Here is a 21,877-nt window from a genome sequence, read left to right as displayed (position 1 = left end):
TCCGCCTGGGCGGCCCGGTGGACTCCGTCGGTGGGCAGGACCCCCTCGATCCAGCCTTCCGGCCGGTGAGGAAACTGCTCCAGGTCACACTGCGCGTGGTGGACTGTATGCGACTGGACGGTCTCTGACAAACGTTCAAGCCAGGTCAATGTGCCATTGCAATCACCACGGGGAACATCGTCTCGCAGCCTTCAGCCGTTACACATCCGAGATGACTTCGCCCGATTTTACGATCCCCGGAAGTCCGCCCGAATTGCCCGTTCGTGGTTTCTTTCGCGCAGCACCCCAATCGAATCCCACCCGTGTAATTCACACACATGCCAGCTTCGGAAAAGGCGTCTAGTTTCCCTCGCGCGGAACTGGCATCTCGAGCTTGCACCGCTGGATCTCGTACTTGGGCACGCGATCGAACCGATAGTCCGCGTATTCGAGCGCATTCCGCAGATTGCGCTTGAAGAGCGCCCAGGTCAGTTCGGACCGGTACGACTCCTGCAACTCGACGGTCTCGGGACAGGTGAGGGCCACCTCAGCCTGTGCCACCCAGTCCTCGTCGAGGTACCAGGGCATCCACGGGTGAAGGTCGACCATGCCGGTGTCTGCAACCACCCAGTCCGGATAGAGCACCTTGTCGTGGCCGATCCGGCCGTCCTCGAGGCGTTCCGTGTGCGCCGCAATCGGATAAGCCAGGCCCATCTGGTCGATCACCCGCACATCCAGGCCGACGTTCATACTCGTCATGCCCAGGTTGAGGAAGTAGACGGTGTGCCCGGCCCCACCCTCCGGAATCGGCTCGGGTGGTGGCACGACGTCCCAGTAGGTGAACGCCGGCGCCGGCAGCAGGAGTCCACCTTCGGGGGTGTCCGCAATGGCCTGCACCATCGCGCGCATCCGCGGATAGTCCAGGTAGTCCTCGGCGAGGATCGGATGCCGGTGACCGGTGTTGAGCGAATAGAACGCGCGTTCGTCCACAATTCCGGATTTTCCGACGATTGCGCCTGTCGGCATTCCGACCGTATTGGCGGCGAACAACGCCCAGATCATCGTCGCGAGCCAGGCGATTGCGGAAATACCGAATGCCAACGTCGAATTATTCTTGCCCCATTCAGTGCGAGGCGGAACTCGCAGCGGCAGGACCGAGATCGGAACGATAAGACAGAAGAGCGCAGGAAGAAGCACCCGGCCATGCATGAAGTCGCCGCCCACACGCAGCGAATAGATCGCGAGAATGAAACCGCAGAGAAGAATGAAAACCACGACAGCAGCCGGCGAATGCAAGCGTCGGGAGAATCCGGTCCACCCGCGCACACGATAGTGATCCAGATCACCATTCGACTCGAGTTGGGCGCCGGGTCCTCCGTGTTCGCCGGGTTCGCGCCACCACGCCATCGCAACGGCAACAGCGAGCAGAACCAGCGGCAGCCACAGCAGGTAGGGGCCGACCAGGTTCCACAGGTAGGCGAACCCCTGGGACCACTTGGCGCCGCCCGCATCCTTCGAGACGGCGGTGTTCGGATAGGGCAGCCCGTAGTAGCCCATGCGCCAGATCTGGTACGCGACCGGCACGATGCCCGCCGCTGCAACCATGAACACCCGCAGTTTCCACCCGATGGGAGAGAGGAAGATCAGCAGCAACCCGAGGCCACCGACGATCGCGAGTTCGGGGCGGACCAGTGGACCCAGGCCGGCGACGAACGCGAGCAACAGCACCGACCGCATCGTGGGCGCCGAAGTCTGCGCCCACCGCACCAGCAGCAACCACAGCAGCGCGATCCAGAAGATGACCAGGCAGCTCTCCAGCCCCGACGTCGCGAAATCGCGGGCCGGCGGGACCGCGATATAGACAATCGCCCCGGCGGGGAGCAGCAGAAGAGTGCCGGAACCGGCAGCCGATCGACCACGGTAGAGCCGGCCGGTACCGAGCATCGCCAGCACGATCGCCGCCACGGAGAGCACCAGCGCCAGAGTGAGAACGACGTACTCGAGGCGGGCCTGAGTGACCCAGCTGAAGCCATAGACGAGGTACGTCCACAGCGTGCTGGTGTTCGCCTCCACCCGCTCGCCCGCGTTGAACACGGGACCGTTGCCTGCGAGCAGATTCCGGACCGTGCGCAGCACGATCAGACCGTCGTCGGCGATCCAGCGCCGCTGCCACGCCCCCCACGCGAACAGGAGTGCGGTGAGCACGACGCCGCCGACGAACACGGCACGCGGGATTCGGCTGCCCTGGCTCCGATCCACTACGGGTTCGTCGGCGGTGCGTGTCGACTCAGACGAGGTAGACAGCGACACCTACTACTCCGATCCAGGCGATCGCGAGGAATTGGAGCACCCGGTCGCCCAGTGCAATCTCTTCCGGCTCCCCCGCCTCACCACCATCGACGTCAACCGCGTACCGCAGGATCGCAACCGTAAACGGCACCATCGAGATGGCGAACCAGTTGGTGTCGTTGGCGCGGTCCTGTTCGAAGGCCCACAGTCCGTAGCAGATCACGACCGCAGTGGCCGACAGCGTCCAGACGAACCGCAGGTAGGTGCCGGTGTAGTACTCGAGCGACTTGCGGATCTTGGCACCGGTCCGCTCGGCCAACTGCAGCTCCGCGTACCGCTTGCCGGCCGCCATGAACAGCGACCCGAACGCCATGATCAGCAGGAACCACTGCGACAGCGGGATTTCGGCGGCCACACCGCCGGCGATCGCGCGCAGCAGGAAGCCTGACGAGACGATGCAGATGTCGAGGACGGCCTGGTGTTTGAGACCGAAGCAGTACGCCAACTGAATCCCGATGTACACCGACATGACGACCGCCAGCTGCCAGTTCGCGGCGAACGACAGCAGGATCGAACCCGCCAGGAGCACGACGGCCATGCCGTACGCCATGTTGACCGGCAGTACCCCGGCCGCGATGGGGCGGAACCGCTTCGTGGGGTGCGCCCGGTCGGCCTCGACATCCATCGCATCGTTGACGAGGTAGATGCCCGACGCTGCCATGCAGAACACGACGAAGGCGAGCGCGACCGGTATCAGGACGTCGAGCTCGGTGACGGACCCGGCCGCGAGCGGCGCCGCGAGCACGAGCACATTCTTGACCCACTGCCGCGGACGGACGGCCTTGACGATCCCGCCTGCCAGGCTCTTCGGGGGTCCGGTGACGACCGCCGGCTCCTCGCTCATTTCACTCCAAACTTCTGCTCGGCCCGCAGCACTGCCGCCGCGGACACGGCCCCGAGTGCGGATCCGGCAAGGACATCGGTTGGGTAGTGCACCCCGAGAACAAGGCGCGAGAGCAGCATCGGCGGGACCAGTACCGCAGGCAAGGGTAGCCCGGTGAGCCGTCCGAGCAGCACAGCCGCCGCCGTAGTCGAGGTGGCGTGCGACGACGGGAAGCTCAGCTTGCTCGGCGTCGACACGTTCACCTGCACGGACGGGTCGTTCGGGCGCGGCCGTCGGACGACACGCTTGATGACGATCGACGCCGCATGCGCGCCGACGGCACCGATCGCGACGCCGGCCCAGCGGCGGCGTCGCGGCTTGTCGAGTGCCGCACCGACACCGGCGACGGCCACCCAGCCGAGAGCGTGCTCACCGAAGTGCGACATTCCGCGCGCCGCCCGGATCACCTGGGGATGCGAGCCGATCGTGCCCTGCACGGTCTGCAGGATCCGGACCTCAGATGCCGAAGACACGTTCCCACCTCTCCTTGCTGGTCAGCTCCGGCACGGCCGCCTGGTACTCGCGCTCGAGGTCGGGGAACCGCTCGACGAGTTCGCGGCGCAGGCGCAGAGACTCCTTCAGCAGTCGCGCCGCAATCTTGGGGTCACGCTTGCGGTAGACGACGCCGCGGCCATCTGCGGTGGTGACGGTGACGCCGTCCACCTGCGACAACAGGAACCAGCGGGCGTCGAGCGTCGGCACGTTGAGCTGCGGCTGCTCGAGGTGCTCAGGCTTGGACTTCCGGAAGTTGTGGACCAAACCCTTGACCAGACGGGTGGCGATGGCCACCTTGTTGGTCGGCAGGCTGACGTTGCCGACGTCCTCTCGGGAGGGCAGCGGCAAGCTCGTCGAGGACGGCAGCACGACGGCGTCGGGGTATTCCTTACGCAGCGCGTGCACCGTACCGAGCGCGGTGGGCAGCAGGTCGGCGACATGTTCGGGCCCGGCGAGGAAGTCCTGGATCGCGAGGTTCTGGATCGCAACCGTGGAGTATTCGAGGCACAGTAGGTGCTTGACGGTGGCCTTGACCGTGTCGAGGACCAGCAAGCCCGCATTGTTGCCCTGCATGTGCAGCGCCGCCACGACCAGCCGGTTACGGAGATGGAAGTACGCCTGCCAGTCGATGGCGTCGTCCTTGTCGCTCCACGCCATGTGCCAGATCGCAGTGCCGGGCATGGTCACCGTCGGGTAGCCCGCGGCCCGGGCACGCAGACCGTATTCGACGTCGTCCCACTTGATGAACAGCGGAAGTGGCTGGCCGATCTCCTCGGCGACCTGGCGCGGGATCATGCACATCCACCAGCCGTTGAAGTCGACGTCGATGCGCCGGTGCAGTAGCCCCGAACGCTCTCGGTCGCTCAGCGGACGCTTCGCGAAATCGTGGTCGTACTCGACGTTGGGCGCCGCGGACCACATGAAGTTCTCGCGCTTGATCACCTCGCCCATCGTGTGCAGGTGGCTGCGCTCCTGCAGGTTGAGCATCTGCCCGCCGACGAGGATCGGGCTCTTCGCGAATCGCGACATCGCGAGTGCGCGCAGGATCGAATCGGGCTCGATCTCGATGTCGTCGTCCATGAACAGAATGAAGTCGCAGGCTGGGTCGTTCTTCCCGGTCGCTTCGCTCGCCTGGAAGGTCTTCAGCGCCTCGTACATGATGCGGCTGTAGCCACCGGACCCACCGAGGTTGCCCTGGTCGTGGATCGCAAGCTTGTCTCCCAGGGCCGCTGCGGCCTCAGTGAAGCCCGGCTCGTCACGCACCTTGCGCGTGCCCTGGTCTGGCACGATGACGTGCTTGACGACATCCATCACCAGCGGATCCGACGCGAGCGCCGCGAGGGCCTTCACGCAGTCGGTGGGGCGGTTGAAGGTGGGGATGCCGACCGCGACACTGGCCTCACCCTGCGCGTCGATCGGCGCGTGCCAGCCGGCGCTCAGCAGTTCCACCTCGGTGTCGGTGGTGATGTCGAACCAGATCCAGCCGCCGTCCTCGAACGGACCGAGATCGATCTCGAACTCGAGGACGCCCTCGCGGAACTCCTTGCCCTCCACATGAATTCGTGAGGCATCGGCCTTGGAACGGTAGACGTCCACCCGGCAGTGCCCGGACAGCTCCAGCCGCAGGATCACCGACCCGAGGACGCTCCACCGGCGCCAGTAGCTCGCGGGGAAGGCATTGAAGTAGGAGCAGAACGACACCTCGGACTCGGCACCGATCGATACCGACGTGCGCGAGGTGGCGTGCGCGCGACGCGCATTGGTCGCAGACTCCTCCATGTACAGCGAGCGGACGTCGAGTGGTTCACCGGCGCGCGGCAGCAACACCCGCTGCAGCAGGGCGCGGCCACGGAGTTCCCGCGCTGGGGTAGCGCCTTCGGCGGACTTGGCGACCGGCTGACGACGGGCGCTCACGCGTCGTCCCCGACCAGGGCGGCCCCGGTCTCGAGGTGCGGGCGCAGCGTGTTGTCGAACATCGACAGCGCGCTCGCGATCGCCATGTGCATGTCCAGGTACTGGTAGGTACCGAGGCGGCCACCGAACAGGACCTTCGCGTTCACGGTCTCGGCCTTGGCCCGGTCCCGGTAGGCCTCGAGCTTGGCGCGGTCCTCAGGGGTGTTGATCGGGTAGTACGGCTCGTCGCCGCTCTCCGCGAACCGCGAGAACTCCCGCATGATGACGGTCCTGTCCTTCGGGTAGTCCCGCTCCGGATGGAAGTGGCGGAACTCGTGGATCCGGGTGAACGGCACGTCCCCGTCGTTGTAGTTCATCACCGGGGTGCCCTGAAAATCGCCACAATCGCTCAGCACTTCGGTCTCGAAGTCCAGGGTTCGCCAGCCGAGCTCGCCGTCGGCGTAGTCGAAGTAGCGGTCCAGCGGGCCCGTGTACACGACGGGGGCGTCGGGGCTCGCGGCGCGGACATCGTCACTCACGTCGAACCAGTCGGTGTCCAGGCGGACCTCGATGTTCGCGTCCTTCGCCATGTTCTCGAGCCATGCGGTGTAACCGTCGACCGGCAGGCCCTCGTAGGTGTCGTTGAAGTAGCGGTTGTCGAACGTGTACCGCACCGGCAGGCGAGTGATGTTCCCGGCGGGCAGCTCCTTGGGATCGGTCTGCCACTGCTTGGCGGTGTAGTCGCGCACGAACGCCTCGTACAGGGGACGGCCGATGAGGGAGATCGCCTTCTCCTCGAGATTCGACGCGTTCTTCGTCTCGAACTCGGCGGCCTGCTCGGCAATGAGCGCGCGCGCCTCGTTCGGCGAAAAGTAGCGGCCGAAGAACTGGGACACGAGGCCCAGACCCATCGGGAACTGGTACGCCTGTCCCTTGTGCATCGCGAACACCCGGTGCTGGTAGCCCGTGAACTCGGTGAACTGATTGACGTAGTCCCAGACCCGCTTGTTCGATGTGTGGAACAGATGGGCACCGTACTTGTGGATCTCGATGCCCGTCTCGGGCTCCGCCTCCGAGTACGCGTTGCCACCGAGGTGGTGGCGGCGCTCGACGACGAGCACGCGCTTTCCGAGCTGCGTCGCAGCCCGCTCGGCGATCGTCAGACCGAAGAATCCGGATCCGACGATGATCAGGTCGTACTGGCCTGCGGAAGGCTGGGGCGCGATTTGGGCAGTCACGGAAAACAGGGTAGGCGACTCCGTCGCCTGTGCGCCTTTCCGGTGGCGCGAACCACTGGAAAGGCGCACAAGCGCGCAGCGCCCGTAGTCGGCTGCGATGTCGAGTTTCCGTTGTCGGCAACCCGCCCTGTCGTCCACGGACAACGCGGTCCACCACGCGTCACCGCTCGCGTACGCCGTCTCTCCCAGCGAGGCAGACAAGGTCAAGGCAGTAGGGAGTCAAGGCAGTAGGAACAGACATAGGAGCAGACAACGGGGAAGCAGGAATCGGGCAGCATCTACCCCGAGTTCCGGGGCGGATCCTGCCCGATAGGCCGGAATCCGAGGTGCTGCTACGCGGTGCCGCCGGAGGTCGCCGGCAGCCAGGAGAGGACGACGTTCGAGTCGACAGCCTGCGCGCCCAGCGACGGCGTCCACACGATGGTGCCGCCGACATAGGACCGGAACTTGCCCGACTCGTCGGGCAGCATCATTTCCGGACCGGTGGGTTCACCGAGGGTGCCGGCCGGCCCACCCAGTTCCCGGTACTTCGCCTCGATCGGTGACTCCAGATCGGCGGCGGGCAGGGAGTCGACAACGGGAGCGGCGATGGGCTCGGCGATCCCCACCGGGCCGACCGAGCCGGGCAGCGGAGGCAGCGCCGGGAGCGGAATCGGCGGCAGCGGCGGGAGCGGAATCGCACCGAGAGACCCCGGCGAAAGCTCGGGCAGCGGCGGCAGTGGAATCGCGTCGAGAGATCCCGGAGGCAACGGCAGCCCAGGAATCCCGGGTATACCCGCCCCCTGGTTGACGGTGAACCAGTCCGACTTGAGACCGAGCTTCCACCGGGCTTCGTCTCCGGTGGCCTCGACTGTGCGGGCGGATCCGACAACCCGGACCCGCGTGACTCGGCCACCGTCGGCCCCGAGGTTGTTGCGGCCGATCACCTCGAAGGCATGCAGCTCGCCGACGCCGAACGCATTGGCGATCTGACCGGCCGAGACCGTCTGGGTCCAGTTGCGGTTCGGAGACACGACATCCCCGTCGTCCACCACTGCCGGGAAGACGCCCCCGGCGGTGAATCCGCCCGACGAGGAGGAGAACTCGGCCGCCATGATCTTGTTGCCGCGCTTGAGCACCTTCCCGAACGTGGAACGAACGGCCTCACTGGTCCGCCAGTCCTCCCTGGAAGAACCGCCGTACACCTGGCAGGACTGGGTGTCGCACGTCTCGGCGTATCCATAGCGGTTCTCTGCGGCAGCGTACGAGCGCGCGGCTACTGCTTGAGCGCGCAGCGCCTCCTTGCCGCCCGAGTCGGCCCACGAGGGAATGGACTCGGCCGGCACCACGCCATAGAGGTAGTCCTCCATCGCGACGCGGTTGACGGTGCGCCAGGCGCCGCCACCGTCACGCAGAGCCCCCATCGCACCGCGATACGGGACGTTGCCATCGCACATACGCAGATGCTCGTTGCCCGGACGGTCAGGCGCCAGGTTCACCGGATCGACCCACGGATGATTGGTGGAACCCCTCCACACCTCACGCCCGCCACAGCCTGCGGTGATGACGACGTCGGCGCCCCCCGGTTTCGGGGTCACGTAGGCCGCCGAGTTGGGACCGAAGTACCGGCCGGCAACGTTCAGGCCGGCCGGAGAGTAGACGTCGAGCCGCTTGTCGTCGCGGCCGACGAGCCGGACACCGACCATCGGATCGTCGATCGGTCCGAGAGTGGTGTTGCCGTAGTAATGGCCGAGGATCCGCTCGGCCGGCCAGCCGTGGTTCTTGGCATAACCGTAGGCGCCGTACTGCCCCATTCCGCGGCCGTGACCGTACCCGTGACCGTTCAATGTGTACTGAGTGTCCGCTGCCACGACAGGAGCGATGGACGGACCGGTACTGCGATCGACGGCGAACAGTGCGACCGCGGTTCCGACGACCAGTGCCGGTGCGAGGCCGAACGCCGTCACCCTGGCGAGCGACGGCCGCCGCCCGACGATGAACCGCTTGCGGCGGGTCCGGCCACCGCGGTTCACGGTTGCTCGGAAGCGGGGGTTCGCCATACTGCGCTCCTCATCAGGGAAGTACGGACATCACTCGCAGTCGGACCGGATCCGGGCCTCGAGTGACGCGGCACTCGTGCGGAACAGCCGGTGGACCTGCACACTCGCGAAAAGACTCAAGCTAAGGTTGAGCGTTAAGGATGTTTGGGACTAGTGTGGCAACTGTGGCTGCAGTTGGCAACATCTGACACATAAGTAACAGCAGTCACATGGGTAACATCTGCATCACAAGTTGCAGACATCATCGAACGATCTATGGACTTCGTCCCGGAACAGCGCCCAGGATTCAGTCCGGACCCCGATCCATCCGGGATCGGTCCGACCGAAAGGTCGCTCGCAGCGCACGAAGACACCCCGCGCATTATCACGAGGAGGATTCGCCTTGCCGCACCGTCGACCGAAGAATTCGATCGTTCTGGGCGTGGTCGCCGCACTGGCCGTCGGCACACCGTTCGCGGTCCAGGCGCTCAACAGCACGCCTTCGGACGTGCGTTCCGCCAGCGAGACATCGCCGTCCATCGAGACCCAGATCGCCGAGGTCGTGCTGTCATCGCTGCCGGACATCGTGATCCCGCTCAAGGAGCTGACCGGGCTGAACCTGCCCGACATTCGTCTCCGTGACCTGCAGTTGCCGGAAGAGATCCCGATTCCTGGCGGCGGCACGATTCCGCTGCCCCCCGAACTCACCACGCCGGCTGCGCCGGGTGACATCGCAGCTCCGACCCCGGTTCCCGACGCAGTCACGCCGGATCGGCTCGGCGCGACCGTCAAGGAAGTCACCCAGGACACCCCGTTCTCGATGGTGGCGCTCACCGCCTCCAACCTCGAATCGACGATCAGCCAGGTGCGCGCGAAGCTGGCGGACGGCTCGTGGGGCGAGTGGATCACCCCCGATCTGATCGACACCGGTAGCAGCGACCAGGCGACGTCGACCGGAAAGCAGGGCACCGAGCCCGTCTTCGTCGGCGAGACCAACGCGGTGCAGGTGCTGGTGACTCCGAAGAACTCCGGCGCGCCGACCCCGACTCCGGCGGCCGAGTCGTCACCTCAACCGGCGGCTCCCGCCGATCCGGCACCCGCCGAAGCGCCCGCGCCCGAGACATCGCCCGAGGCTCCGCAGCCGCTCGGCTATGTACCGGCCGCCGTGTCGAAGCCACTGCGCGAGGCAGCACTCACCGCGAATGATGTGGCTGCCGTCCTGATCAATCCCGGTAGCGGACCGCAGGATTCGAATCTCGCCGATATCGCGACGCCGACCTCGGTCGGCGGAGTGCGGGTGATCTCGCGGAAGGACTGGGGCGCCAACGAGGGCATCCGATGCGGCAGAACTACCTATGACGACTCGCTCGGCGGCGCCACCGTGCACCACACCGCGGGCAGCAACAATTACACGCGAGAGGAGTCTGCCGGCATCGTTCGCGGCATCTACGCCTACCACGCGCAAACGCTGGGCTGGTGCGACATCGGCTACAACGTGCTCGTCGACCGCTACGGCCAGATCTTCGAGGGCCGTTTCGGCGGCCTCGACCGTCCGGTCCAGGGCGCACACGCCGGCGGCTTCAACGAGAACACCGTCGGCGTCGCGATGATGGGCGACTTCACCAGCGTCGCGCCGCCGCAGGCCACAATCGAGTCGGTCGGCAAGTTCCTCGGCTGGCGTCTCAAGGCCGCAGGCCTCAATCCCAAGGGCACGACCCGGATGTACTCCGAGGGCACTCAGTTCTCGAAGTACCCCATCGGGGCTGCGGTCGACCTGCCGATCATCTTCGCGCACCGCGACGTCGGATACACCGAATGCCCCGGCAATGTCGGCTACACCAAGATGGGCCAGATTCGCGACATCGCGGCCGGCACCGGCGGAGGCGGGGGCGGAACGCCTCCCACGCCCAATCCGGGTGGTGGCACCAACACTGGCGGCGGGACCGGCGGCGGCAGTTCGCTGGATTTGACGCAGCACATTCCCTCAGTGGTCAACGGCATTCTGTCGCTGGCCGATTCGAACCCGATCGCGCAGAAGTGGCTCGCCGAGGGCGGTAACCGCAGCAAGGTCGGCGCAGCACTGACCGGCCTGCTGACCACCGCGGCGGGGCAGCTGTACGCACTGTTCCAGAACGGTGCCATCTTCACCTCCCCCAACGGCGGGGTGTTCACGGTCCTCGGCAAGATCTTCGAGACCTGGAAGTCCATTGGCGCCGAACTGAGCCCAGTGGGCCTGCCGATCAGCGACGAGTACGCGGTACCCGGCGGCTTCCGCACCGACTTCGAGCGCGGCTCGCTGGTGTTCGACGAGGCCACCGGAGTGGTCACGCAGGTGCCCCCAGTGATCGATCAGTCCGGCGCGTCGGCGCCACTGGCCCCGGCCGCGGCTCCGCTCGCAGCGGAATCCGCCCAGGCACCGATCGACCCCGCGTCAGAGGCACCTGTGCCGATCAACTGACAACAACGCACAAAGCGACGGCCCTCCACGAAAAGTGGGGGGCCGTCGCGTTCGTCCGGGTGCCGCAGGCTCAGTCGGCCCAGAGACGTTCGAGGACCCGGGCGACGCCGTCATCGGAGTTGGTTGTGGTCACCTCGTCGGCCGCGGCCTTTGCTTCCGGATGTGCGTTCTCCATCGCGACGCCGAGGCCGGCCATCGACAGCATCGGGATGTCGTTCGGCATATCGCCGAACGCGACGATCCCCGACTCGCGGACTTCGAGTCGTTGCGCCATCAGCCTCAGCCCGGATGCCTTCGTCACGCCCCGCGCCGACACCTCGATCAGACCGTTGTCAGTCGAGTACGTCAGATCCGCACGGTCCCCCACCAGCGGACGGAGTGTCGCCGCCATCTCGGAGCTACTCATCCCCGCCGCCCGGATCAGCATCTTCACGGCCGGTGCCGACAGGATGTCCTCGGGCGCCATTACGGTGTTGTCGGGGTTGAGCCAGGCATGCTCGTAACCGGGCGTGCTGACGAATTGTGGGGTGGCGGTGTCGTGTGCGGTGGCACCGATCCGCTCGGCCGCCATCCCGGCGCCGGGCAGTGCCCACTCGACCAGATCTGCCAGCCACGCGAGCGTCTCCAGCGACAGCGTCGCCGCGCTGATGACGCGGTCGGCCTCGCTGTCGTACAGCACCGCACCGTTTGCGCACACCGCCAGCGGCGCGAAACCCAGACCGTCGACCACCGGGCCGATCCAGCGTGGCGGGCGACCCGTCGCGAGGACGAACGGTGTGCCGGACTCGACGACGGACTGCACCGCCGCCCGAGTACGTGCGGTGACACGTTCGTCGTTGTCGATCAGGGTGCCGTCGACATCACTGGCGACCAGGCTGGGGAGTTCGGAGTACACCGGGCCATTGTGCCCCTTCCCGGCGACATCCCGCCCCGCCGATCGAGGGGATGAGCGCTACCTCACCAGCCCCGGCAGCCGGAAGGCAACGACGCGGTGCCCGCCGGCAGGCTCGCCATGGGCCCGATTCAGTCAAGTTTCCTTGACACTGCATGTCAAATAGACTTGACTCTCAGTTGTGCCAAACTCATTCGATACCACGGTGCAGAAGATCAAAGCGCCTGCCTCGTCCTACGCCCTGATGACCTTGGTCGGGTTGGGCTCGGCAGCCGCGCTCGGCGCGGGCGCCGGCTGGCTGCGCGAGACGGGCGGGTGGTGGCTGAATTTCGCAGTCTTCACTGCCGCCACGGCGGGGCCGTGCTTGTCCCTGGCCTGGGCAACGCTCGTGGCACCTCACATGGAGAAGCCCGACCCGCATGCCGAGGACAACGTCGAGGCCCGCTGGACCGAGCGGGCTACCAGCGGCGCATTCTTGGACCTGATCGTCGGGGCGGGGATCTTGCTGGCCGCCGCATCGATCCTGGACATCGAGATCAGCGGCTCAGCCGTCTTGTCCGGCGTGATCGTGCTGGGCGCGCTGGATGCCAGCGTGCGTTATCTGCTGGCCAGGGGCCGGGGCGCCTGATGGACAACACGCTCGCCGCGCTGCGAACCGAGCGCGGATGGTCCCAGGCTGCGCTGGCCAAGGAACTCGGGGTCTCACGACAGACGGTGATCTCGATCGAGAAGGGCCGCTTCGACCCCAGCCTGCCGCTGGCCTTCCGGATCGCGCACCTGTTCGACCGGCACATCGAGGACATCTTTGCCCCCGATCTCCAAGGACGACAAGTGGATTGACTGCACGCGCGACCGACGAACATCAGGTATCCGCGGCAGTTTGTCAGCGCCCGCCGGTCTCCCGGGATCGGCGCGCCGCAGCCTTCGCCTCGGCCTCGTCGGCGTCCATGACGTTGGCTTCCTCGAGGGTGGGCGCACTACCGCCGAGGCGGGCGGGAACCCAGTACGCGCCCGCTGGATGGTCGTAGTTCGCCTGCACACCGTTCAGCAACGTCTCCATCCGCGTGTGCAACAGCGCCGTCATCTCGGAGGCCGGCTCGAACGGCGCGATCGGCTCACCTACCGCGATCGAGATCGGCGTGTTGGTGCGGCCCAGACGCTTCGGGAAGCCCTTGGTCCACACCCGCTGCGAGCCCCAGATGACCATCGGAATAATCGGAGTTCCGGACTCGAGCGCCATCCGCGCAGCCCCCGACTTGAACTCCTTGAGCTCGAAGCTGCGGCTGATCGTCGCCTCGGGGAACACGCCCACCAACTCTCCGTCCCGCAGCGCCTGCACCGCGGCGCGATACGAGTCGGCACCGGCGGACCGATCGACCGGAATGTGCTTCATCGCGCGCATCATCGGGCCCGAAATCTTGTTGACGAAGACGTCGTTCTTGGCCATGAACCGGATGTACCGCTTGACCTCACGGGCCGGCAGACCGGCATACGTGAAGTCCATGTACCCGGTGTGGTTGATGGCGACCACCGCGCCCCCGTCTGCCGGAAAATGCTCCGCGCCGGTGACAGTGAACTTCAGTCCCTGGGCCGCGAAGATGCCTCGAGCGACGCCGATGATCGTTCGGTAGAAGGGTTCCACGATGAGCCACCCTAGTCGGCGGGTCGTGATTGCGGCAGTGCCAGCACTGTCCGCCGGCGTGGATGTCGAACACTCGACAATGCTCTGCGTGTCACGTTCCGCGGGCGCGGGTACGGTCTGACGGGTGTCTCCCGAACGTCAGCGCACCTACAGCTGGAACGACCCCGCCCCCATCGCGGAGGCCAATCGGAACCTCAGCGGACTCGAGTTCGTCCGGGGACTGGTTGACGGCACAGTCCCGCATCACCCCACTGCGAGCACCCTCGGCTTCCGCGTGACCGACGCCCGAGAGGGATTCGTCGAGATCACGGCCGAGCCCGCCGAATGGCACTACAACGCCGTCGGCAGTGTGCACGGCGGCGTCATCGCCACGATGATCGACACCGCGATGGGCTTCTCTGTCTCGAGCACCCTGCCGGCCGGTGTCGGCTACACGACCCTCGACATCACCGTCCGGTACATCCGTGGCATCAAGGCCGAACAGGGATCCATCCGTGTGTACGGATTCTCCGAACACACCGGCCGCACCACTGCGACCGCGCGAGCCGAGGTCCGTGACGAACAGGACCGGCTCCTGGCGACGGCGTCGACCACCTGCCTGATCCTGCGCTGACACACGCTCCCCTCAACGGACGAAGGGACCCTTCGCGCGCCGTGAGCGTGTGAACGGTCCCTTCGTCCGGGGAATCGGGGACTACTGCGCCGTCAGCACCTCACGCCCGACGAACGGAACCAGGGCATCGGGGACACGGACGGAACCGTCTGCCTGCTGGTGGTTTTCGAGGATCGCCACCAACCAGCGCGTGGTGGCGAGGGTGCCGTTGAGGGTCGCGGCGGTCTGCGGCTTGCCGTTCTCGTCGCGGTACCGCACGCTCAGGCGGCGCGCCTGGTACGTGGTGCAGTTCGACGTCGACGTCAGCTCGCGGTACGACTGCTGCGTGGGAACCCAAGCCTCACAGTCGAACTTGCGTGCCGCCGACGATCCCAGGTCGCCGCCGGCGACGTCGATGACGCGGTACGGGACGTCAATCGCGGCCAGCATGTCGCGCTCCCACGCGAGCAGACGCTGATGCTCGGCGTCGGCGTCCTCGGGCTTGCAATAAGTGAACATTTCGACCTTGTCGAACTGATGGACGCGAATGATGCCGCGAGTGTCCTTGCCGTAGCTGCCGGCCTCGCGGCGGAAGCATGACGACCAGCCTGCATACCGCTTGGGCCCCTGCGACAGATCCAGGATCTCGCCCGAGTGGTAGCCCGCGAGCGGCACCTCCGACGTGCCGACGAGATACAGGTCATCGTCCGCGAGGTGGTAGACCTCGTCCGCGTGCTGGCCGAGGAACCCGGTGCCCTGCATGATCTCCGAGCGAACCAGGACCGGCGGGATCATCATGGTGAACCCGTTGGCCATCGCCTTCTGCGCGGCCAGCTGCAGCATGCCCAGCTGGAGCATCGCTCCGAAACCGGTGAGGAAGTAGAAACGCGAGCCCGACACCTTCGCGCCGCGCTCCATGTCGATCAGTCCGAGCGACTCACCGAGCTCGAGGTGGTCCTTCGGCTCGAAGTCGAACGTCGGAATCTCGCCGACCGTCTCGAGGGTGATGAAGTCGTCCTCGCCGCCGGCGGGGGCACCTTCCTGCACGATGTTGGAAATCGCACGATGGGCTTCCTCGAGCCGGGCCTGCGCATCGGACTCGGCGGCACCAGCTTCTTTGACCTGCTGCGCCAGCTCCTTCGCACCGGCGAGTAGCGCGGGCCGATCCTCGGGGGACGCCTGGCCCACCTTCTTGCCGAAGGCCTTCTGCTCGGCGCGCAGGTTGTCCCCTGCCAGCACCGCGGCACGGCGGGATGCGTCGGCCTCGAGCAGCGCGTCGACCAGACCGGGATCTTCACCGCGGGTGCGCTGCGAGGCGCGGACGGCGTCAGGATTCTCGCGAAGGAGCTTGAGGTCAATCACGACCACAAACCCTACTTGGTGACGCCGCGGTCATTCCGGGTGCTTCCCCAACATCTGCAGATAGTCGTCACGTCCGAACATGCGTGCGGCGTCGAGCGCGGACGGCTGCCCCGCCACCGGGTCGGCACCGCCGGCTACCAGCGCGGCGACCACCGCGTCCTCGCCCTTGAAGACCGCCCCGGCCAGCGGTGTCTGCCCGCGGTCGTTCGCACGGTTCACATCGGCACCGCGGTCGATCAGTGACCGCACGGTGTCGACGTGCCCGTGGTACGCGGCCAGCATCACCAGCGTGTCGCCGCTGCCGTTGGTCAGGTCGACCGGAACCCCGGCGTCGACATACTGCGCCAGTGTGACCGCATCACCTGCCCGCGCCATGTCGAACAGCCGGCCGGCCAGCTCCTGCACGTCGCTGTCGGGAAGACCCGGTTGCTCACTCATGTCGATCGAACCTACGCGGAAACTTCGGCATCTGCGTCCGATGAAGGCATGATGGGGGCAATGTCCGAGGACCAACCGCAGCCGACGCCACAGCCGGAGCGGCGCCGACACCTGTCCGCGCCGGTGACCCGACGCGCGCTGGCGCTCGTCGCGATAGGCGCCGTCCTGGCCGCGATCGCCACAATCTTCATCTCCGGTGGATTCGACCGCGGCGAGAAGTTGCCGACCCAGACCGGCGGGGTCGGCCCTCAACCCACCGGCGCCGTCGCCGGCGAGGCCTTCGGGTCCGCCACCACGGGCGACTGCCTCACCTGGAGCAAGCCCGACGCGAGCGACCTCGAGCAGGTCGACTGCGCACAGCCACACCTGTTCGAGGTCGCCACCGACGTCGATCTGAGCCTGTACCCGGACACCGAGTTCGGACCCGGCTCCAAATTCCCCGGCGTCCTGCGTTTCTCCGAACTTCGGGACGAGCACTGTGCCCCCGCCGTCAACACGTACCTGGTCGGGCGTTTCGATCCGAAGGGCAAGTTCAGCGTCGGCCTGATCAACCCCGGTGAAGCAGGCTGGGCCGCCGGCGAACGCACCATCCGCTGCGGCCTGCAGTTCTCCGGGGTGACCGGCTCGCTACTGCCGATCCAGGGGCGGGTCGCCGAGCAGGACCAGTCGAAGGTATGGGACGTGGGTACCTGCATCGGCATCAACCAGAACGTGCCCACCGACCCGGTGGACTGCGCCCAGCCGCACGCGTTCGAAGTGGTCGGCGTGATCGACCTGGCCAGCAGGTTCCCCGGCGGAATGCCATCCGTCCAGGACCAAGACAAGTTCCTCGAGGGCGCGTGCACCGAGGCGAGCAACGCATACCTCGGTTCCCCCGATGCGCTGCGAGACAAGACCCTCACCCTGTTCTGGGACAATTTGGACCTCGACAGCTGGCTCGTCGGCAGCCGCAAAATCAACTGCTCGGTCGGCAAGGAGGTCGACAGCAACGGGTTCGCGACCCTCGTCGGCAGCGCAAAGGGCGACATCCTGATCAACGGTCAGGCACCGGCGCCCCCGGTAGCGCCCGAGGGACGCTCGCTGCCGACGCCGCTGCCCGGCGCGGCCCCCATCCCGGCACCGGGCGGCTGACGTGACGGTGACCATGACAGCCACTCGTTTCGAGGAGCTGGTCTCGGAAGCGCTCGACCTGATCCCACCGCAGCTGGCGGCCGCGATCGACAACGTCGTGGTGCTCGTCGAAGACCGCAACGACGAGGAGCCGACGCTGCTCGGGCTCTACCACGGCATCGCACTGACGGAACGCGACAGCCACTACGGCGGAGCGCTGCCCGACACCATCACCGTCTACCGTGACGCGATCCTCGACGTGTGCCACACGGAGGACGACGTGGTGCACGAGGTGATGGTGACAGTGATCCACGAGGTAGCCCACTACTTCGGCATCGACGAGGACCGGCTGCACGAACTCGGCTGGGGCTGATTCGACGATTCCGGGCCGAATGTGCGGACCGGCGATGGAACCGGCCGGACTCCTCCGACGTCAAAGCAATCAGGGAACAAGATCCCCGCGACTTGTTCCGGTTGCCATCGACCCCGTCCCGAGGAGTTCGCCACATGTCGGATCACGTGTTCGTCGTACCTGACGTCCTCGTCGCGGCCGCATCGGAACTCGAGGCGGTCGCCGCCCGCTTGCAAACCTCCCTCGGCCTCCACGGCCCCGCCCTGAGCGTGCCGCCATCAGGCACCGAGGAGGTGTCGATCCTGGCGGCGGGGTACTTCAACCGGCTCGCGAACAGCTTGACGCCCGCCGCCGGTCAAGGCATCCAGGAACTCATCGAGGCCGCGACAGTACTCCGAGCGCAGGCCGCCGCCTACCAGAGCGAGGATCAGACGCTCGGGGCATCGCTCACCACCGGCATGTGACCACGCGTCCGATCCCGACCAGCCCGCCAACCCGAGGAGAACACAGCATGACCATGGGAGTCACCGGTGTCGTCTGGATGCCGCGCGGCGCAACAGTCAACGCCACCACGCTCACCGCGGGCGCGGGTCCCGTCCCGCTCACCGTCGCGAGCACCGCATGGACCGCGGTGTCCGGGAGCTTCGCCGACGCCAGCGCCACGCTGACCCGGGTGATGGCGGAACTGAGGACGGGCTGGGAGGGCGTCGCCGCGGAGGCTGCCCTAGCCAAGATTGCCGCGTTCACCACCTGGACCCAGCAGATCGCCGCCCTCGCCGCCGAGACCGCCACCAAGGCGTCCGTCGAGGCGGGCGCCTACACAACGGCGACTCTCACCATGCCAAGCCTGCCCGAGATCGCGGCAGTCAAGGCGGCGAAGACGGCGGCGTACACCACCGGTGGCGCCCTCAACGGCAGCGCAGCAGTCGCCGAGGCGGCTGACCGGGCGATGGACATCCGCGCCGGCATCGTGATGGAGGTGTACGAGGCCGCGTCGAGCATCGTCGCCACCCCCGAGACCTTCAGCCCACCACCGCCGATGGCGAACGGTTCCACCGTCGGGCTCGAGGCCCGCGACAGCGGTGACGTCCAGCGTCGTCAACTCGAGAACGATTTCGGCACCGACCCGGTCCGAACCGTCGCGGCCACCGCCACCGCCTTCACCCAGAATCCGGGCATCGCCACCGCGGCCTCGCAGATCGGGAACATCGCCGGCACCGTCGGGGCCGCCACATCGGCCGCAGCCAACCTCGGCGGCGGCGTGCCGGGCGGGACCGGCGGCGCGAGCACGCTGATGGGCGCCCCGCTGGCACCGATGTCCGGCTACGGCGGCACCAGCTCCGGTATCTCCGGAGGCGGGTCATCCGGCGCGGGCGCGTCGCGGGCGGCGGGGATCCCCGGCGGATCCGGGGGCGGTGCCCGCGCGGTCCTGCCCGAAGGCTGGGGCAAGGCCGGGCAGCTCGACGGGGCCGCGCTGCGAGGCGGTACCGGCGGTGCCGGCACGCCGACCGCCACGGGCACCGCGGATGTCCTTCGCGCCGAGGCCTCGACGTCCGCTGTCGCGCGCGGCACCGCGATGGGTGGCGCCCCTGTGGTCGCACACCGCGGGGCCGTCGACGCGGAGGATGCCGAGCACACCACTCCCGGCTACCTCAAGCACTTCGAGCATTTCGCCGACGGACGCACCGTGATCCCGTCGGTGATCGGTGCGGATCAGCCCGAGGGTGGGCGGTGATCGACTTGGGCACCGAACCGATCGCCGCGACACTGCCGTCGGTGACCCTGGACCGTGATGAGCTGGATCTACTCGTCGATGTCCTGCACATCGACGAGCTGCCGGTGGTCCTCGACGCAGGTCCGCGGTTCGATTCGGTCCGCGCCCGAGATGCGGCCCTCGAACGCGGACGCGCGTCGCTGACATCGGCGGGACGGCTCGACGGGGAGACGGTGCATTTCGAGCTGGCTCGCTGGTTGTTAACCCTCGCGCGGCCGCGGAGCGAGATCGCACTGCGCTGGCATGTCGACGGCTCCGTGTCGCGCCTGTGCCTGGCCCGCGACGACGACGGGGCGGTGCTCGCGCTACGCGGCGGCGAGACGTTTCTCCTCCAGCCCCCGGGCCACGATCCGCTCGGCACCCTCGCCCATACGCTGGGTACATCCGAGCCGCTGCCGTTCGCCGTGATCAACCGTCCGACAGCAGAACTCAGCACTGCTCTCGATCGGATCTCGCACCCCGACACCGCCGCGGCCGAGCTGATTGCGATCGGAGTGCCGGCCCCGGATGCCGCCATAGTCGGCCCTGCCTTGGCCGGGTGCAACGCGTTCGCCGAGATCGTCGGAATCGCGCACGAGGACGGATACCCAGACCTGATCCGGGGACCGGTGACGGTGTACGACACCGCCGCCGGACGGGCAGTCGGCACCACCAGTGTCGCTGCGGACGGCGTCGCCTGGACCTCACTGAGCCCGGGAACCCCTGTACGGCTACGTCAGGCGCTGACGACACTGCTCAGCCAATCAGGCTGACCGTCAGCCCATCGGGTCGTCGGTCGCCTCGGCTGCCGACGGCTCGAACCACGGCCTGCTCGGCCGGCCTTCGAACGGCGGCTCGTACGACCCCCAGCGCACGCACTGCCACCCGGACGCCGTCGGCACCAGCTCCACCGCCCCGGTGTTCTCGAGGTGCCGGTCCGCGGCGAACGCGCCCGGCACGCCGGCCAGGTAGGCGCCCACCAATCGGATTGCGGCGCCGTGACTGACCACCACGACATCGCCGGAACCACCATCGAGGTACTCGGCCCGCAGCGAATCGACCACCGGCACATACCGCTCGATGATGTCGTGGCCGGACTCGCCACCCGGAATTCGAGCCGACAGATCACCTGCGTGCCACGTGTGGAACACCTTCGCGAACATCTTGTGAGATTCGATGTCGGAACGGTCTTCGAGCTCGCCGGCCTGCGCCTCGTGCAGCCCCTCCCGCACCTGCAGCGTGATACCCGATGCCAGCTCGACGAACCCCGCCGTCTCCCGGGCCCGCAATGCCTGCGACGACACCAGTGCACGCGGCGGCTTTGCCGCCATCCGGCCGCCGAGCGACTCCGCCTGCGTCCTACCGATTTCCGTCAACCTGGCGCCGGGCAGTCGCGTGTCGAGGCGACGCTCGACGTTGGCCTCCGTCTGCCCGTGGCGGACCAGGATCAGCCGACCGCTCACTTGCCCTCCTCCCCTCGGCGCAGACTCTCCAGCCACTGCACGTCCGGGGAGTCGGACATCGGCGCCCCGCCGCCCGGTACCGCCGACGGCCACGATCCCAGGAACCGAACGTCACTGAAGCGGTGCAGCGCCTTGAGCGCCTCCGCGACCAGCCCGTCGTCGATGTGTCCGACGCAGTCAAGATGAAAGAGATAGGTTCCGAATTCCTCACGTGTGGGCCGGGATTCGATGCGGGTCAGGTCGATGCCCCGGGTCGCGAATTCGGTCATGGCGCGAACGAGGGAGCCGGGCACATTGTCGAGATGAAGCACCACGCTGGTGCGGTCGTTGCCGGTGCGGACGGGCGCCGGACCCGGTTTGGTGACCAATACGAAACGGGTGCGGGCTCCGTCGTAGTCGGCCACCTGCGCGGCGAGGGTGGCGAGCCCCAGACGCTCCGCCGCGAGGGCGGTGGACACTCCGGCGTCAGCGACACCGGCCGCGACGTCCTCGGCCGCACCGGCATTCGACGACGCCGGCTCGACCACCGCCAGCGGCAGGTGCTGCTCGATCCAGCCGCGCACCTGCGCCGCGGCGACGGGGTAGGCGCGAACGGTGCGCACATCGGCGAGCGTCATACCGGGGCGACCGACGATCGAGAAGGACACGTCGAGCTCGGTCTCCGCCATGATCTGCAGGCGGTCTCCGAGGGCCAGTGCGTCCATCGTCGGGGGCACCGAGCCCTCGACCGAGCTCTCGATCGGTACCACTGCAGCGTCGACCTGTCCGGTGCGTACCAAAGCCAACGCCGCGGGCGGGCTGCTCGCGGAGACGCGCTCCACCGGGGCGTCGAAGGTACCCGCAGCCTCGAGCTGAGCGAGAGCCATCTCCGTGAATGTTCCGGTGGGACCGAAGTACGCAATACGAGACACGCCTACGAGGTTACGCAACCCCTTCCCGCGCACTCCGGCGATCGGTACC

Annotated in this window: 21 protein-coding genes; 9 read left to right on the top strand and 12 right to left on the bottom strand. The window is 67.2% G+C overall.

Going from position 1 to position 21,877, the window contains the following annotated elements; translation table 11 throughout:
• Positions 1-339: 339 nt before the first annotated feature.
• The 6 genes from zomB to ERC79_RS12415 all read right to left on the bottom strand — a co-directional run bounded on the left by zomB (position 340) and on the right by ERC79_RS12415 (position 8,876).
• A complete protein-coding gene (gene zomB, locus ERC79_RS12440) occupies positions 340-2,238 on the bottom strand; it encodes a flagellar motor control protein ZomB (protein WP_131578587.1) in 1,899 nt (632 codons plus the stop codon).
• Positions 2,239-2,266: 28 nt separating this feature from the next.
• A complete protein-coding gene (locus ERC79_RS12435; RefSeq protein WP_131578585.1) occupies positions 2,267-3,172 on the bottom strand; it encodes a decaprenyl-phosphate phosphoribosyltransferase in 906 nt (301 codons plus the stop codon).
• Positions 3,169-3,684 (bottom strand): phosphatase PAP2 family protein, encoded by a 516-nt coding sequence (locus tag ERC79_RS12430; protein ID WP_131578583.1) that lies wholly within the window; start codon positions 3,682-3,684, stop codon positions 3,169-3,171. The genes ERC79_RS12435 and ERC79_RS12430 overlap by 4 nt, the downstream gene beginning before the upstream one ends.
• A complete protein-coding gene (locus ERC79_RS12425; RefSeq protein ID WP_242676882.1) occupies positions 3,668-5,545 on the bottom strand; it encodes a glycosyltransferase in 1,878 nt (625 codons plus the stop codon). The genes ERC79_RS12430 and ERC79_RS12425 overlap by 17 nt, the downstream gene beginning before the upstream one ends.
• A 71-nt stretch (positions 5,546-5,616) precedes the next feature.
• Complete coding sequence (gene glf / locus ERC79_RS12420; protein ID WP_131578579.1) at positions 5,617-6,837, bottom strand: UDP-galactopyranose mutase; 1,221 nt, start codon at positions 6,835-6,837, stop codon at positions 5,617-5,619.
• Between the two features lie 332 nt (positions 6,838-7,169).
• Positions 7,170-8,876 (bottom strand): SpoIID/LytB domain-containing protein, encoded by a 1,707-nt coding sequence (locus ERC79_RS12415; RefSeq protein WP_131578578.1) that lies wholly within the window; start codon positions 8,874-8,876, stop codon positions 7,170-7,172.
• 382 nt (positions 8,877-9,258) lie between these two features.
• Between ERC79_RS12415 and ERC79_RS12410 the strand changes: the two genes are divergently transcribed.
• A complete protein-coding gene (locus ERC79_RS12410; protein WP_131578576.1) occupies positions 9,259-11,313 on the top strand; it encodes an N-acetylmuramoyl-L-alanine amidase in 2,055 nt (684 codons plus the stop codon).
• A gap of 70 nt (positions 11,314-11,383) precedes the next feature.
• On the opposite strand, the gene ERC79_RS12405 is transcribed toward ERC79_RS12410, so the two are convergent.
• Positions 11,384-12,208 carry an HAD family hydrolase gene (locus ERC79_RS12405; RefSeq protein ID WP_131578574.1) on the bottom strand — a complete coding sequence of 275 codons (825 nt, stop codon included), beginning with the start codon at positions 12,206-12,208 and terminating at the stop codon, positions 11,384-11,386.
• Between the two features lie 202 nt (positions 12,209-12,410).
• Between ERC79_RS12405 and ERC79_RS12400 the strand changes: the two genes are divergently transcribed.
• Positions 12,411-12,833 (top strand): hypothetical protein, encoded by a 423-nt coding sequence (locus ERC79_RS12400; RefSeq protein WP_131578573.1) that lies wholly within the window; start codon positions 12,411-12,413, stop codon positions 12,831-12,833.
• Positions 12,833-13,045, top strand: coding sequence for a helix-turn-helix transcriptional regulator (locus tag ERC79_RS12395; RefSeq protein ID WP_131578571.1), 213 nt, complete (start codon positions 12,833-12,835; stop codon positions 13,043-13,045). The genes ERC79_RS12400 and ERC79_RS12395 overlap by 1 nt, the downstream gene beginning before the upstream one ends.
• 43 nt (positions 13,046-13,088) lie before the next feature.
• Here ERC79_RS12395 and ERC79_RS12390 read toward each other — a convergent pair whose 3' ends face one another.
• Positions 13,089-13,847 (bottom strand): lysophospholipid acyltransferase family protein, encoded by a 759-nt coding sequence (locus ERC79_RS12390; RefSeq protein WP_131578570.1) that lies wholly within the window; start codon positions 13,845-13,847, stop codon positions 13,089-13,091.
• Positions 13,848-13,971: 124 nt separating this feature from the next.
• Between ERC79_RS12390 and ERC79_RS12385 the strand changes: the two genes are divergently transcribed.
• Entirely contained in the window at positions 13,972-14,460 is a 489-nt protein-coding gene (locus ERC79_RS12385) for a PaaI family thioesterase (protein WP_131578568.1), read from the top strand.
• Between the two features lie 81 nt (positions 14,461-14,541).
• Here the strand turns inward: ERC79_RS12385 and serS are convergent, their stop codons facing one another.
• A complete protein-coding gene (gene serS / locus ERC79_RS12380) occupies positions 14,542-15,801 on the bottom strand; it encodes a serine--tRNA ligase (protein ID WP_131578566.1) in 1,260 nt (419 codons plus the stop codon).
• Positions 15,802-15,831: 30 nt separating this feature from the next.
• Positions 15,832-16,239, bottom strand: a complete 408-nt coding sequence (locus ERC79_RS12375) for an ankyrin repeat domain-containing protein (RefSeq protein WP_131578564.1) — start codon at positions 16,237-16,239, stop codon at positions 15,832-15,834.
• Between the two features lie 60 nt (positions 16,240-16,299).
• Between ERC79_RS12375 and ERC79_RS12370 the strand changes: the two genes are divergently transcribed.
• The 5 genes from ERC79_RS12370 (at position 16,300) to ERC79_RS12350 (ending at position 20,227) form a co-directional block, all read left to right on the top strand.
• Positions 16,300-17,370 carry a septum formation family protein gene (locus tag ERC79_RS12370; RefSeq protein ID WP_131578562.1) on the top strand — a complete coding sequence of 357 codons (1,071 nt, stop codon included), beginning with the start codon at positions 16,300-16,302 and terminating at the stop codon, positions 17,368-17,370.
• Between the two features lies 1 nt (position 17,371).
• The gene (locus ERC79_RS12365; protein ID WP_131578560.1) at positions 17,372-17,722 is read left to right on the top strand and encodes a metallopeptidase family protein; all 351 of its coding nucleotides are present in this window, start codon (positions 17,372-17,374) and stop codon (positions 17,720-17,722) included.
• Positions 17,723-17,856: 134 nt separating this feature from the next.
• Positions 17,857-18,165, top strand: a complete 309-nt coding sequence (locus ERC79_RS12360; protein ID WP_131578558.1) for a PE family protein — start codon at positions 17,857-17,859, stop codon at positions 18,163-18,165.
• Positions 18,166-18,212: 47 nt separating this feature from the next.
• Positions 18,213-19,436 carry a PPE domain-containing protein gene (locus tag ERC79_RS12355; RefSeq protein ID WP_131578556.1) on the top strand — a complete coding sequence of 408 codons (1,224 nt, stop codon included), beginning with the start codon at positions 18,213-18,215 and terminating at the stop codon, positions 19,434-19,436.
• The gene (locus ERC79_RS12350; protein WP_131578554.1) at positions 19,433-20,227 is read left to right on the top strand and encodes an ESX secretion-associated protein EspG; all 795 of its coding nucleotides are present in this window, start codon (positions 19,433-19,435) and stop codon (positions 20,225-20,227) included. Before ERC79_RS12355 ends, ERC79_RS12350 begins: the two co-directional genes overlap by 4 nt.
• A 3-nt stretch (positions 20,228-20,230) precedes the next feature.
• On the opposite strand, the gene ERC79_RS12345 is transcribed toward ERC79_RS12350, so the two are convergent.
• On the bottom strand, positions 20,231-20,917 hold the full coding sequence (locus ERC79_RS12345) for a histidine phosphatase family protein (protein ID WP_131578552.1): 687 nt from the start codon (positions 20,915-20,917) through the stop codon (positions 20,231-20,233).
• Positions 20,914-21,828, bottom strand: coding sequence for a prephenate dehydratase (gene pheA, locus ERC79_RS12340; protein WP_131578550.1), 915 nt, complete (start codon positions 21,826-21,828; stop codon positions 20,914-20,916). Before pheA ends, ERC79_RS12345 begins: the two co-directional genes overlap by 4 nt.
• Positions 21,829-21,877: the final 49 nt, after the last annotated feature.

It is taken from the genome of Rhodococcus sp. ABRD24 (assembly GCF_004328705.1).
Taxonomy (GTDB): domain Bacteria; phylum Actinomycetota; class Actinomycetes; order Mycobacteriales; family Mycobacteriaceae; genus Prescottella.
This window is presented reverse-complemented; position numbering and strand designations above follow the sequence as displayed.

Excerpts from the sequence above, each read along its gene's own strand:
- ERC79_RS12435 (WP_131578585.1), bottom strand. The coding sequence starts at position 3,172 with ATGAGCGAGGAGCCGGCGGTCGTCACCGGACCCCCGAAGAGCCTGGCA.
- ERC79_RS12415 (WP_131578578.1), bottom strand. The coding sequence starts at position 8,876 with ATGGCGAACCCCCGCTTCCGAGCAACCGTGAACCGCGGTGGCCGGACC.
- ERC79_RS12395 (WP_131578571.1), top strand. The coding sequence starts at position 12,833 with ATGGACAACACGCTCGCCGCGCTGCGAACCGAGCGCGGATGGTCCCAG.
- ERC79_RS12375 (WP_131578564.1), bottom strand. The coding sequence starts at position 16,239 with ATGAGTGAGCAACCGGGTCTTCCCGACAGCGACGTGCAGGAGCTGGCC.
- ERC79_RS12370 (WP_131578562.1), top strand. The coding sequence starts at position 16,300 with ATGTCCGAGGACCAACCGCAGCCGACGCCACAGCCGGAGCGGCGCCGA.
- ERC79_RS12360 (WP_131578558.1), top strand. The coding sequence starts at position 17,857 with ATGTCGGATCACGTGTTCGTCGTACCTGACGTCCTCGTCGCGGCCGCA.
- ERC79_RS12355 (WP_131578556.1), top strand. The coding sequence starts at position 18,213 with ATGACCATGGGAGTCACCGGTGTCGTCTGGATGCCGCGCGGCGCAACA.